At 34.4% G+C, this 13,082-nt stretch carries 11 protein-coding genes and 1 pseudogene; 7 read left to right on the top strand and 5 right to left on the bottom strand.

The features are described from left to right. The first annotated feature begins 317 nt into the window (after positions 1–317). The 5 genes from AC51AA_RS04135 (at position 318) to AC51AA_RS04155 (ending at position 5,221) form a co-directional block, all read left to right on the top strand. Positions 318–614, top strand: a complete 297-nt coding sequence (locus tag AC51AA_RS04135; RefSeq protein WP_500704458.1) for a putative quinol monooxygenase — start codon at positions 318–320, stop codon at positions 612–614. Positions 615–685: 71 nt separating this feature from the next. After that, positions 686–1,411: a gliding motility-associated ABC transporter permease subunit GldF gene (gldF, locus tag AC51AA_RS04140; protein WP_500704459.1), complete on the top strand. Its 726-nt coding sequence runs from the start codon at positions 686–688 to the stop codon at positions 1,409–1,411. Beyond that, the gene (gene gldG / locus AC51AA_RS04145) at positions 1,411–3,096 is read left to right on the top strand and encodes a gliding motility-associated ABC transporter substrate-binding protein GldG (RefSeq protein WP_500704460.1); all 1,686 of its coding nucleotides are present in this window, start codon (positions 1,411–1,413) and stop codon (positions 3,094–3,096) included. The genes gldF and gldG overlap by 1 nt, the downstream gene beginning before the upstream one ends. A gap of 107 nt (positions 3,097–3,203) precedes the next feature. After that, on the top strand, positions 3,204–4,322 hold the full coding sequence (dnaN, locus tag AC51AA_RS04150; RefSeq protein WP_500704461.1) for a DNA polymerase III subunit beta: 1,119 nt from the start codon (positions 3,204–3,206) through the stop codon (positions 4,320–4,322). Between the two features lie 266 nt (positions 4,323–4,588). Then, a complete protein-coding gene (locus tag AC51AA_RS04155; RefSeq protein ID WP_500704462.1) occupies positions 4,589–5,221 on the top strand; it encodes a DsbA family oxidoreductase in 633 nt (210 codons plus the stop codon). 175 nt (positions 5,222–5,396) lie between these two features. Here the strand turns inward: AC51AA_RS04155 and AC51AA_RS04160 are convergent, their stop codons facing one another. Both AC51AA_RS04160 and AC51AA_RS04165 read right to left on the bottom strand, forming a co-directional pair. Continuing rightward, positions 5,397–7,169 carry a MutS-related protein gene (locus AC51AA_RS04160; RefSeq protein WP_500704463.1) on the bottom strand — a complete coding sequence of 591 codons (1,773 nt, stop codon included), beginning with the start codon at positions 7,167–7,169 and terminating at the stop codon, positions 5,397–5,399. Between the two features lie 68 nt (positions 7,170–7,237). Beyond that, complete coding sequence (locus tag AC51AA_RS04165; RefSeq protein ID WP_500704464.1) at positions 7,238–8,071, bottom strand: universal stress protein; 834 nt, start codon at positions 8,069–8,071, stop codon at positions 7,238–7,240. Positions 8,072–8,253: 182 nt separating this feature from the next. Between AC51AA_RS04165 and mnmE the strand changes: the two genes are divergently transcribed. Beyond that, positions 8,254–9,642 carry a tRNA uridine-5-carboxymethylaminomethyl(34) synthesis GTPase MnmE gene (mnmE, locus tag AC51AA_RS04170; protein ID WP_500704465.1) on the top strand — a complete coding sequence of 463 codons (1,389 nt, stop codon included), beginning with the start codon at positions 8,254–8,256 and terminating at the stop codon, positions 9,640–9,642. Between the two features lie 343 nt (positions 9,643–9,985). Then, on the top strand, positions 9,986–10,237 hold the full coding sequence (locus AC51AA_RS04175; RefSeq protein WP_500704466.1) for a DUF2683 family protein: 252 nt from the start codon (positions 9,986–9,988) through the stop codon (positions 10,235–10,237). Between the two features lie 627 nt (positions 10,238–10,864). On the opposite strand, the gene AC51AA_RS04180 is transcribed toward AC51AA_RS04175, so the two are convergent. From AC51AA_RS04180 to AC51AA_RS04190, 3 genes and pseudogenes are all read right to left on the bottom strand, one after another. Then, entirely contained in the window at positions 10,865–11,965 is a 1,101-nt protein-coding gene (locus AC51AA_RS04180; RefSeq protein ID WP_500704467.1) for an FUSC family protein, read from the bottom strand. Positions 11,966–12,030: 65 nt separating this feature from the next. Further along, positions 12,031–12,144, bottom strand: a pseudogene (locus AC51AA_RS04185) (DUF417 family protein); the annotation flags it as partial. 15 nt (positions 12,145–12,159) lie between these two features. Beyond that, on the bottom strand, positions 12,160–13,038 hold the full coding sequence (locus AC51AA_RS04190; protein ID WP_500704468.1) for an AraC family transcriptional regulator: 879 nt from the start codon (positions 13,036–13,038) through the stop codon (positions 12,160–12,162). Positions 13,039–13,082: the final 44 nt, after the last annotated feature.

Below are 13,082 nucleotides of genomic sequence, written 5' to 3' on the forward strand. Positions count from 1 at the left end.
TAACCTGGACCAACCATCCTATTATTTTCTTCAGCCAACGCAAACGGTTTTTAGCCCATTGCCTACTCTATTACCTCGATCCTAACGAAGAAACGACAACTACAAAAGAAGAAGCCTTATTTTGCAGCTGCCCCCTATGGGCTCTACTAGCCATTTGTTTTTCCCTAAAAGGACCCACCCAAGACAAAACAGCAACCAATAAGCTTTTATAAAATTTTCATTTTTGCTAAAAAGAACAATCTATTTTGGTATTTTTGCGCCCTTATAAGCCCATTTTCAAACAAAAAATTAAACTCAAAAATCTAAACCCCCTAAAGATGCTTGTTCGAATAGTAAAAATGAGTTTTCATGAAGAAAAAATTCCTGACTTTTTAGCGAATTTTGAAATTGTGAAAGAAAAAATACGAAATGCCGATGGAAATCGTTTTTTAGAATTGTATCAGGATAAAAATGACCCATGTATATTTTTCACTTATAGCTATTGGGAAACCGAGGCCGATTTAGAAAACTACAGGCAATCAGCACTTTTTGATAGTGTTTGGACCTATACTAAAACACTATTCAATGCCAAGCCTGAAGCGTGGAGCGTAGATAAGTTAGTTACTTTGGCTTAAAAATAGCAAGCTACCCCGCTTGGCTAAAACAACAAACAGCGACCCCAGCTACAAACAAATATACCTTACACATGAAATCAATTATTTTTCGAGAAATAAAATCCTTTTTTGGCTCTCCTATTGGCTATTTGGTTATTGCCATTTTCCTAGTGAGCAACGGACTCTTTTTATGGGTCTTCGAAGGAGACTACAATATCTTAAATTCAGGTTATGCAGATTTAACCCCCTTCTTCACTTTAGCGCCTTGGATTTTAATCTTCTTAATTCCGGCTGTAACGATGAGAAGTTTCTCTGATGAGAAAAAACAAGGAACCCTAGAATTGCTTTTAACCAAACCTTTATCGATTTGGGAAATTGTAAACGGAAAATTTTTAGGCTCACTCCTGCTTATCATCCTAGCCATCATCCCAACTTTTATCTATGTAAAAGTAATTTCGAACCTAGGATCTCCTGTAGGGAATATTGATATGGGCAGCACCATCGGTTCTTATTTTGGATTGTTGTTCCTGGTAGCAGCCTATAGCGCTATTGGAATCTTTACTTCTACCCTATCTGAAAATCAGATTGTCGCTTTTATCCTTTCGGTTTTCTTGTGTTTTTTCTTTTATTTTGGTTTTGAAGGTATCGCAACACTGCTTCCTTCAGCAGCTGGTATAATCTCAGCCTTTGGCATGCAAGACCACTTCAAAAGTATGAGTCGAGGCGTTATCGATACACGTGATGTGATCTATTTTTTAAGCATTACCGTATTGTTTCTTTCCTTTACCGTTTACCAATTAAAATCTTTTAAAGCCTAATGAAAGTAGCTACTCAAAACAACATCAAGACATTAGGGATTACCGTATTTGTTTTAATCGCTTTAAACCTCTTAGGAACTTTGTTTTTTCATCGCTTTGATTTAACCAAAGACAAACGATATACCCTATCAGAAACCTCACTTCAGATCATCCAACAGGTTAAAAACCCCTTATCGATTAAGATTTATATGCAAGGTGACTTGCCAGCGGATTTTAGACGCCTGCAACAAGAAACAAAACAATTAGTAGAAGAGTTTCAGGCCTATAATAAAAACATCGTTTTCGAATTCGTAAACCCAATGGAAAACGAAGACCAAAGCATGGATATAGCCAAATCACTTTTCCAAAAAGGACTTACCCCTATCAACATTACCGTTGACGATAAAGGCAAACAATCCCAAGCCATGGTTTTTCCTTGGGCAATTGCGGTATACAACAATAAAGAAGTCAATATCCCATTGCTAAAGAACAGAATGGGCGCTTCTACTACAGAAAAAGTGATGGGATCAATTCAGCACTTAGAGTATTCTATTGCCGATGGGATCAACAAAATCACCAAAGACAGACAAAAGAAAGTAGCCATCTTAAAAGGTAACGGTGAGATGCGTGAAATTCACCTTGACAAGATCCTAAGACAAATTCGCGAAAGCTATTATATAGGACCTTTCACCTTAGATTCGGTTTCCAACAATTCAACAGCCACTCTAGAAGCATTAAAAAAATACGATTTAGCGATCATCACTAAACCAACCGAGACTTTTTCCGATGAAGAGAAACAGGTTTTAGATCAGTTTATCATGGGTGGAGGTAAAACCTTGTGGTTAATTGATCAGGTGGCAGCCGATATGGACAGCTTATACAATCAGTCTGGGGCTACTTTGGCTTACCCCAGAGATTTGAACCTAAACGATATGTTCTTTAAATATGGATTCAGAATTAATCCTGATTTAGTCAAAGACGAAAACGGTAGTCCAATTAAGTTGGCTACTGGAGAACAAGGTACTGCTACCCAATACCAAGACTTCATTTGGAAATACGCGCCACAGGTAATTCCTACTGGTCACCATCCAATTGTCAAAAATTTGGGAGGCATAAAATTTGATTTTGCCAATCCAATCGACACCTTAAGAAATGGTATCAAAAAAACAGTCTTATTACAATCCTCCGCCTATTCAACAAAAGTAGGAACCCCTGCTGAGATCAATTTGAATATAGTAACAGAGAAAACTTCACCTGAGGATTATCTTAATAAAGGAAATTTAGCATTATCGGTTTTACTAGAAGGTAATTTTCATTCGGCTTTCGAAAACCGTGTACTCCCTTTCAAAGAGGCTAACTTTATAGCCGTAGGCAAACCAAGCAAAATGATCGTGATTGCCGATGGAGACTTGGCCCGAAATCAACTAGACAAAAATATGATGCCAGTGGAATTAGGTTACGATCAACGTACCGGAAACTTATACGACAACAAAGATTTCATGATGAATTGCATCAATTATTTGTTAGATGATACTGGACTTATTAACATTAGAAGTAAAGATGTGGACTTGCCCTTATTGGATAAAGAGAAGGTTTTTGAACATTACAACCTAACACAATTCATAACTATCGGACTTCCAATTCTTATTTTATTGGTTTTCGGATTGGCATTTACCTACATCAGAAAAAAGAAATACAGCAAATAGATGTTAATAAAAAATTTGCGAAACTAAGATTGTTTACGATATATTTGTAAAATCTAGCGTAGTTGAGAAAAAACTAAAGAAAAGAGCAAAAAAATAAAACAAAAGAGATGAAATTTATAGTATCGAGTTCGTACTTACTAAAACAATTACAGGTATTAGGTAGTGTTATTAACAGTAACAATACGTTACCTATTTTAGATAATTTTTTATTTGAACTAGACCATAATGAGTTGACAGTTTCGGCATCGGATCTTGAAACCACAATGTCTGCTACATTATCAATCGATTCTACAAGCAAAGGAAGTGTAGCTGTTCCAGCTAAACTTTTACTTGAAATTTTAAAAACGTTTCCAGAACAACCTTTAACCTTTACTGTTGAAGACAACAATACCGTTGAAATTAGTTCTAATTCAGGGAAGTATGCTTTGGCTTATGCAGCTGGAGAAGAGTTCCCTAAATCAGTACACTTAGAAGATCCATCTGTAACCTTGGTTCCTGCTGATGTATTGGCAACGGCAGTAAGCAAAACTATTTTTGCTGCTGGAAATGATGATTTACGTCCGGTAATGTCTGGAGTTTTCTTCCAGTTCTCACCAGAAGGATTAACTTTTGTAGCTACAGATGCTCATAAGCTAGTAAAATATGCTCGTACGGATGTGAAAGCCTCTCAAGTAGCGGATTTCATTATGCCAAAGAAACCTTTAAATATCTTAAAAAGTATCCTAGGAAGTTCTGACGCTGAAGTAAAAATTGAATACAATGATTCAAATGCGACTTTCTCATTTGATAATTATATTTTGATGTGTCGTTTAATCGACGGAAAATACCCTAATTACGAAGCGGTAATTCCTAAAGAGAATCCTAATAAATTAATGATTGACCGTTCTTTATTTTTAAGTTCAGTGAAACGTGTTGCGATTTTCTCAAACAAAACTACACACCAAATTCGTTTAAAAATTGCTGGAGCTGAATTAAACGTTTCTGCAGAAGATATTGATTACTCTAACAAAGCAGAAGAAAGATTGACATGTGATTATCAAGGAGATGATTTACAAATTGGTTTCAACTCTCGTTTCTTAACAGAGATGTTGACTAACTTGCAATCAGACACTATTATGTTAGAAATGTCATTACCGAACCGAGCTGGAATTTTAACTCCAGTAGATGGTTTAGAAGAAGGAGAAACTGTTACCATGTTGGTAATGCCTGTAATGTTAAACAGTTAACATCAAAACTCATTTTTGTTACAAAGAATATTTTTAGTTTCAAATTAAAAACATATCATTGTAAAAGAAATACAATACGCTATTAACCAACCATTTTTTATACCTAGAAACCGCAATTCTTTCAAAAGAGTTGCGGTTTTTTAGTTAGACCATAATCCCTTCTGCCTAAAGCAAAAACTAAAGTCAAGTTAAACTTTAACAAAACTTTCCAAAACCTCAAAGCTCTGATAAAACCTACTTTGCAAATATTTATTTAATTTTGCAGTATGAAAATAGAAATTTGGTCGGACATCATGTGTCCGTTTTGTTATATCGGAAAAAGACAATTGGAAACGGCTTTAGCGGAATTTCCAAATGGTGAATTTGAAATTGAATGGAAAAGCTTTCAGCTTGATCCATCTATTGAACCACAATCGGATAAAGACGTTTATACGTTCTTAGCCGAACGAAAAGGTATTTCAGTGGAACAATCCAAAGAAATGCACAAAGGAGTCACAGAACGCGCAAAAGAGGTTGGTTTGGACTATCGTTTTGACAAAGCTATTATCTCAAACTCTTTCACCGCACATCGTATCATTCAATTGGCAAAAACCAAAAAATTAGGCGATCAGATGGAAGAAATCTTCTTTAAGGCATATTTCACGGACGGAAAAGATTTAAACGATGCTCCAACCTTGATTGCATTAGCAGCGCAGGCTGGTTTAGATCAAAAAGAAGTACAAGAAGTAGTGGAAAACGAAACGCTGCACGCTAACGACGTTCAAAGAGATATAACCGAAGCACAGCAAATTGGAGTGCAAGGTGTTCCTTTTTTTGTTTTTGATCGCAAATACGCTGTTTCAGGAGCTCAACCAGTAGAAGCTTTTGTACAAACCATTACAGAAGCACAGAAAAAATAATTATTCCCACCGCTTTGACTTCGCTCAGCAAGACTCGCACTACTCTTTAGTATCAGCTCTAAACGAAGTCAAAGCAGTGTTATCAGCTACTTTAACTAGCATCCTTTACCTTAACAACAAAAAGTAGGATCACTAACAAGTAAGACTAAAAGAAAAACAACACTTAAAGGCCGTATTAAATCACGCCCATTTTCTGCATTAAAAACGTAGCACTTTTATTTTTACAAATTCCATCTCGTAGTCTGTAATCAAAATGCAGATCATTATCCTTAATTTCAACTTCAAAACATTGATTCTTTAAGATAGTCGGATACTCATTAGTGGTTAAACAAACTTCAATATCGTGCGTGGCAATCGCACCAATAGCCTTCTGTCCAATCACCTTTTTAACCACTTCAATAGTGCCGTTTCGTTTATCATCCGAGTTCGTTCCTCTCAAAATTTCATCTAATAAAACAAAAGCAGGTCCACCTTCTAGTGCGTCCATGATTTGCTTCAATCGCTTAATTTCTGCAAAAAAGTACGACTCACTATCGGCTAAAGAATCCGACAAACGCATTGAAACCAATACTGGCAATGGATGGATGTTAGCCTCTGATGCACAAACAACAGAACCAATACCTCCTAAAACCATATTCACTCCCAAAGTTCTTAAAAAAGTACTTTTACCTGACATATTAGAACCTGTTAAAATCACAAAGGATTGCGGGTAAAAATGAGTATCATTCCCTACTCTAGTAGCTGGATTCAATAAAGGGTGCCCCAAATTGGCAAACCCAATTTTATAATCAGTATTAATTTTAGGGAAAACAAAATCAGAATTATTATAGGCCAAATTAGCTAAGCTATTCAAAGCTTCAAATTCACCAATTATGGCAATCCATTTTTCAAGCTCCGTAGAATAATTATCCTTCCATTTCAAAAGCGCTTTTAAAACATGTAGATTATACAAAAACACGCCATTAAAGACCGTTGCGGTAACAAAATTATTTATGGTATCCATTCTAGCAAACAATTCAGACAAATCTTTTAAATGGGTACTCGCTGAAGCATTTTTAAAAATAAGCTGCTGTTGCAACTCTTTCAATTTTTTGGATTCAAAAGTTTCTGTTTCAATTTTCGCTACCAGCAAACTGTATTGTTTGATGATTTTATCCACATGATCAGCTTTTGCGATTTCGGATTGAATTCGTTTAACTGCTTTTCCTAACACGATCAAATTGGCTATAAAAACATAGCTCAAATACGATAACAAAATAATTTTAGAAGTAATCAAATAGGCCGTTAATAACCCAAAAAACAAAGCAGGCATAGCTATTGAAAGTACAACTAAGACTTTAGGTAGTGCATTATTTTTAAATGAATTCCAATAAATTAAAGCATCAAAAGAAGCTTTAGTGTCTTGACTAATGGTTGCTAATGCTAAAAAGTCGTGACGCCAATCCAATTTCGTTTTTAGCTCATTGATAGCCTCCTGGTTCTCTACTATATTTTCATTAGGAAGCAAGGCCAATAGTTGATGAGCCAGGGTTCTTTTCCCCACAAAAGTTGCCGTCCTATTCAAATTCTGAAACAAGGAATTTTCGCCGAACACATCCAAATCATAGGCATAGGGATGATGAAAATCATTGAATTCTATTCCATTTTCAAAAGGTGTTTTTTCTCTATTTAAATAGGCAATCTCCTTTTTGTTGATATTTAAAAGTGCTGTTGTAAGCTGTTTTTCAAAAGACAGCCGAGAATGAATTCGCATTAAAAAAAGAAAACCTACAAAGGACAAAAAAGCAAAAGCCACATACAGTATATCATCTGTTTTGATGTAGTTGTACATCAAAAACAAACATAGAAACACACTTAAAAGACGTAAAATACTTATAGCATTAAACCTCTTATTGATTTTCTGATACACTACTGTATAATGAGCAACCCGGCTTTGATATAGATTCATTTTTAAAATTTGATGAACTACAAATATAGATCATAACGTTAAAAAACTGCCATTAAAAGCTACAAGAATTAAGTCTCATGCATCACTAATATAGGAATCGCCACTTCTTTGGTTATTTTTTTACTAAAACTAGATTCGAAAATACTCTCAAAGAAGCTTTTCTTATGAGTAATGGTGGTTAAAACATCCACATCTTTATATAGAATAAAATCAAGAATAGTCTCTTTCACTTCATCGCTCGGTAATACCAAAAACTCTACATTATCACTAGCAAACTCCTTTTCCCATTCTTTTACGGTAACATCCGAAACATCCGAATTAGAAGTTTTGACATACAAGCTTCTCACCTTTGCATTGGTTTTTTGGGCTATTTCTAATACTTTTCGAAGTTCCGCCTTATCTTTTTCACGATAACGTGTGGTAAATCCAATCGTTTTAATTTTCTTAAATTTAGCATTATAAGGGATACACAAAACAGGAACTTCAACTCCAGAAATCACAGAGTTTGTATTGGAACCAAGGAAAAACCGAGTCCAATCTGACGCGCCAGAGGTCCCCATAATCACAAAATCAATTTTATCTTCTGCAACAGCATTTTTAATATTAAAGAGCAAATCACCATCCATTAAACGGTGCTTGATGATAATCTCTTCTAATTTACGTTCAGCGGCAATAGCTCTGAGTTTAGGAATCTCATCTTTAAACATTTCAAATTTTGCTAATTCGATCGAACTATAAATGGCCGCATAGTTTTCAGGAAAAAATTGACTATCATAAACTGGAATCTCAAAAGTATGTAACAAAACAAGCTCAGCATTGACAATTTTCGCAAATTCCAAAGCATGTACGAAGGCATTTGTTGCGGCTTCGGAAAAATCAGTGGGAAACAATATCTTTTTCATTTGATTATTCTGTTTAGAGGTTCGTTTCTCAAATTTAATCATTCTACAAACAAAACAAGCTGATAATTATCAGTATTTTAACATTAAATAATCTTGTTAAAATGAAATCGTGAAATTTTAAAGTTCAATTCTATCCCTAGTTCAAATTCGCAATTTTCCTCCTTTTTTTATACCTTTGCCCCATGATAAATCAAGATTCTATAGTTGCATTGGCTACTCCATCAGGAGCTGGCGCTATTGCTATAATTCGAATTTCAGGTGCTGAAGCCATCACTATCGGAAATTCGGTTTTTAAATCCATAAAAGACAAAGACTTAACCAAGCAAAAAACACATACTTTGCATTTAGGTCATATTGTAGATGATACAAAAACCCTTGATGAAGTTTTAGTTTCGGTATTTAAAGGCCCTAACTCCTATACAGGTGAAAACACCATTGAAATATCATGTCACGGTTCTACTTATATTCAACAGCAAATCATACAGTTATTACTCCGTAAAGGGTGTCGTATGGCCGATGCTGGAGAATTTACGCTACGTGCTTTTTTGAACGGAAAACTTGATTTATCTCAAGCAGAAGCGGTTGCCGATTTAATCTCGTCTGATAATGAAGCTTCTCATCAAATTGCTATGCAACAAATGCGCGGTGGTTTTAGTAATGAAATAGCTAAACTACGTGAAGAACTTTTAAACTTCGCATCGCTGATCGAACTAGAATTAGACTTTGCAGAAGAAGATGTTGAATTTGCAGACAGAACACAGTTCTATGAACTTTTAAATAGAATTGAGTTTGTGTTAAAACGTTTAATTGACTCATTTGCAGTTGGAAACGTTATTAAAAACGGTATACCAGTAGCTATTGTTGGAGAACCAAACGTTGGTAAATCTACACTACTTAATGCTTTATTAAATGAAGAACGCGCCATTGTTTCTGACATAGCAGGAACTACTCGAGATACCATTGAAGATGAACTCGTGATTGGCGGAATTGGATTTAGATTTATTGATACAGCGGGTATACGTGAAACGACTGATGTTGTAGAAAGCATTGGTATCAAAAAGACGTTCGAGAAAATCGAACAAGCACAGGTTGTTATATTTTTGTTTGATAGTGTTGAGTTTAAAACTTCAGGATTGAAGTTAAAAGTCGAACTAGAGAAAATAAAAAATCAATTTCCGCTAAAGCCACTGATTATTATTGGTAACAAATCTGACAGATTAACTAACCATGAAATTACAAACTTAAAATCTGAAATTCCAGAAATTTTAATGCTTTCTGCAAAAGAAAACATTGGTGTTGATGATCTGAAGAGTATATTACTTTCCTTTGTCAACACTGGAGCACTTCGTAACAATGAAACTATAGTGACTAACACAAGGCATTATGACTCCCTACTAAAAGCGCTAGACGAAATTATGAAAGTAAAATTCGGACTAGAAACGAATCTTTCAAGCGACCTAATTGCTTTAGATATTCGTGAAGCTTTATACCAGTTTGGGTTGATCACAGGCCAGGTCTCCAATGATGAATTACTAGGAAACATCTTCGCAAACTTTTGCATCGGGAAGTAACTTCTTTTTAATTTAATAGGATTTAAGGCTTTACTCTTTTTATCATATTACTAAAATTCTATTGGAAGAAAGCAAATCACTTAAGTAAAAGAAACAACAAGTGCATAGTTTGCACAAGTTCAAACCAAAGGAGAATAAAATTGAAGACACAATATTGAATACTGCAAAATTAGAAACTAATATTTCCGTTATCCATTGTATACATATAACCGCCCCTAAAAGTTATAGTGACACTCTACCTAAATAAAAACACGCTTCAATAAAAAAAAACTCTATAAATAATTACTATCCTTTATCTTTACAGTAGTAATATAATAATTAACTTTATTAAAGCATAAAAACAATGGAAGCCATAATATTACATCCTAAGAACAAAACACAATTATCTCTTTTAAAAAATTTAGCAAAAGAAATGGGAATGCCCTTTGAAACAAAAAAAGAAGATGAAATAATAGTCGGTTATACTCCAAACGGCCAGGCTTTTTCTGTTTCTGAATATAACAAAAATACACAGAATCGTATTGATGATATAAAAGGTGGAACCGCTAAAACGTCTACTTCTGAACAAGTATTAAACCATATCCTTAAAAGATAATTGTTTGGTAATCTAGAGCTAGACAAGAGTTCCAAGATAGTTATGATTATATCTTTTAAATAGGTAGTGTCTCACTAACTGTCTAAGTGGAAAACGTTATTACTGAATTAGTTTCTATTGTGGAAAGTATTTCGAATATGCCTTTTAAACATCCTAAAGAACATTATTTTTATTCCAAAATGGAGTTACAAAATAATCTACCTGATTGGTGATATTGACATTACAATATTATCTATTTTTAGTACTTCTCAAAACTCAATGAAAATTAGTATCTAACTAAAAGATAAAAATCCTGTTCAGAATGAATTTTCTATCTGTTTGGATTTGCAAATTAAAAGCACTTTAAAGCTTAAGCTTTATTTTTGAGTCTTTTGAAAAATATCTCTTTGTTTTAGTTTGCGATATTTTACTTGGATTTGTACCTAGATTGTACCTCTCCATCTGTACACCTTGAAAATATTAGTGTATTAATTTCTGCATCGAAAACAAATCTTACAGGGTGTTGTTTTTCCAGAGGGTGCAAGTCCCTTATGAGCGGATTGAAATAATGCTGTCTGATGTGAATAAATGGTTAAAAAAAGAAAACTAGAGATATCCTAATAAAAAAATAGCCACTGGAGGTGCACTTTATATCTTTTTTTTGATTACTAACTTTATTATTCTAATTATTTTGACAGCATGGTGTCTCGATTTTTCATGATATACAAACCATCCTCCAATGGCACCAATCAAACTTCCAATCAAAACATCTATTAAACGACTTGTTATCAGTTCTGTAGGACTTTGAGCTAATGGATTGGATGCATCAGCTAACAGAATCGTCAAAGGTGTAATAAACAGTACTGCAAGTGTGTAATTTCTTGTTACGGTCGACTCTATAATAAATTGAAGGATTACAATAGCTATACATATTCCTAAAGGATCTTTTAAAGTAGATAAAATTATCCAACACAATCCCATACCCAGCGCAGTTCCTAAAACCCTATAAAACCCTCTTCTCCAAATATGATGAGCGGTAGCTCCCTGCATGACTGCCAGACATGAAATAGGTATCCAATAAGGCTTGTTAAATCCACACAAGTGACCAATCAGTAAAGAGGCAAACATAAAAAATCCTACTATGAAAGACTCCGCATAATCCGCATCTTTTTTGAAATGAACTTCCTTGAGCATGCCCGAAGTTTCTTTTATAATATCAGGTTTTCTTATAATTAAACTATAAGTCAATGCAAGAAAACATGCCAAAATTGTTCCTATCGCTATTAACCCAATTTTTTCAGGTATTTTTTCTAAATTAAAAGGTATCCCACTTGCCAGAGCAGCTAACATGATGAAAAAGAAATTGCCTGGAGGACTCATTTTAAGCCATAATGAAAACCAATGAATTATAATACTAAAAATACCGAAAACAAGACACGAAATAATAGGGTTAAAACTAAATATGATTCCAATACCAAAAGAAATCAAAAAGACAAAGGAACAGATAAGCATCTTTGCCATTCTAGCTACAAAATTTGAATTTGTTGGCATATAAAGTATTACCAAACCTGCCAAGCTGACCGTGAGTGCCGATGAGAACATATTCATACCATACCCAACAAACATAGGAATGCCCACGCATAATGAGGCCAAAACCGGAATAGACCAATGCCTATTGTTAGGTTTAAGCTTAAATACTTCTTTTAATTCCTGTTTCAGAAATTCTTTTTTGTTACTGGACTCGCTCATGCTACTTTATTCTGCTTATTTTTAGGGGATTTCGAATTCATAATCCCACGTTATGGATGTGGTGATTATTTTTCCTTTGATGTTATTCGTTTCGCACTGTCTGCGGCGCAAATTAGTCCGGCTGTCAACATAATAACGTCTTTCAAGACTAATCGTCCTGCACCTGATAAATAGGGAAACTACGAACTAAATGACTACTTACGTCCTAACTGACTTCTGAATTCTTTGGGGGTAAGTTCAGTTCTTTTTTTAAATAAACGCGTAAAATAAGCTGGATCTTCAATATCCAGTTCGTACGAGATTTCGGCAATTGACATTTCAAAATTACGCAGGTAAATTTTAGCTTCATCAATAAAAAAATTAATAATAACGTCTTTTGGTGATATGCCAGAAACATCCTTACAAATTCGGTTAAGATGTCCACTTGAAAGATCTAAACGGGAAGCATAATCTTCAACGCTTATCTTAAAAGATTTCATTTCCTTTATCAATTGAACAAAGCGTCGGTAATAAATTTTATTCTTATTATTAGAAAGATGAACTGCAGATGAAGTGACAAATATTCTATACAAACGCAACAACATCATTCCCACCAGGTATTGTAAAGCGAGTTGCTTACCCGGTAATTCAGAATAATATTCATCGATGCATTTATGAATCGTCGCCAGCGCATCATTAATTAATTTATCATTTTCATCCAGCTTTGAAATATGGATTTCGTCTATCTTATTGATAATATCCGTATCAAGCTTTAACATATTCTCCAAAGATTTATCATAAAGGGAGATTACCCATCCTTTGGCATCCGCATTCATACGTAAACCATGACTAATATTTTTTGGCATTGAAAAAAAAGAAAGGCCTTCCACAATTTGACTTTCGCCATCAATAATTAGTTCCAGAGAGCCACTTTCAAGCACAAAAATTTGAAAAAGATCACTGTGAATATGAGGTTTTATGAACCATTCGTGGCGTTTACCAGTTATCTCCATAGGTGTAATATGAATAATATCCCTAACCATATCGATAGAGTTATCACCATAAATTCCCTTAAAAAATAATTTATTTCCCATATAGTCTTTAAATTCAAAAGCTCATTCGTCACCTATCAAAGATA

The organism is Flavobacterium sp. OHVDL-2026-0007, from assembly GCF_059882335.1.

What these genes read in the sequence shown, in the direction of transcription:
- AC51AA_RS04190 (WP_500704468.1), bottom strand. Translation starts at nt 13,038, where the DNA reads ATGGGAAATAAATTATTTTTTAAGGGAATTTATGGTGATAACTCTATC.
- AC51AA_RS04165 (WP_500704464.1), bottom strand. Translation starts at nt 8,071, where the DNA reads ATGAAAAAGATATTGTTTCCCACTGATTTTTCCGAAGCCGCAACAAAT.
- AC51AA_RS04175 (WP_500704466.1), top strand. Translation starts at nt 9,986, where the DNA reads ATGGAAGCCATAATATTACATCCTAAGAACAAAACACAATTATCTCTT.
- mnmE (WP_500704465.1), top strand. Translation starts at nt 8,254, where the DNA reads ATGATAAATCAAGATTCTATAGTTGCATTGGCTACTCCATCAGGAGCT.
- AC51AA_RS04160 (WP_500704463.1), bottom strand. Translation starts at nt 7,169, where the DNA reads ATGAATCTATATCAAAGCCGGGTTGCTCATTATACAGTAGTGTATCAG.
- gldG (WP_500704460.1), top strand. Translation starts at nt 1,411, where the DNA reads ATGAAAGTAGCTACTCAAAACAACATCAAGACATTAGGGATTACCGTA.
- dnaN (WP_500704461.1), top strand. Translation starts at nt 3,204, where the DNA reads ATGAAATTTATAGTATCGAGTTCGTACTTACTAAAACAATTACAGGTA.
- AC51AA_RS04155 (WP_500704462.1), top strand. Translation starts at nt 4,589, where the DNA reads ATGAAAATAGAAATTTGGTCGGACATCATGTGTCCGTTTTGTTATATC.
- AC51AA_RS04180 (WP_500704467.1), bottom strand. Translation starts at nt 11,965, where the DNA reads ATGAGCGAGTCCAGTAACAAAAAAGAATTTCTGAAACAGGAATTAAAA.
- gldF (WP_500704459.1), top strand. Translation starts at nt 686, where the DNA reads ATGAAATCAATTATTTTTCGAGAAATAAAATCCTTTTTTGGCTCTCCT.
- AC51AA_RS04135 (WP_500704458.1), top strand. Translation starts at nt 318, where the DNA reads ATGCTTGTTCGAATAGTAAAAATGAGTTTTCATGAAGAAAAAATTCCT.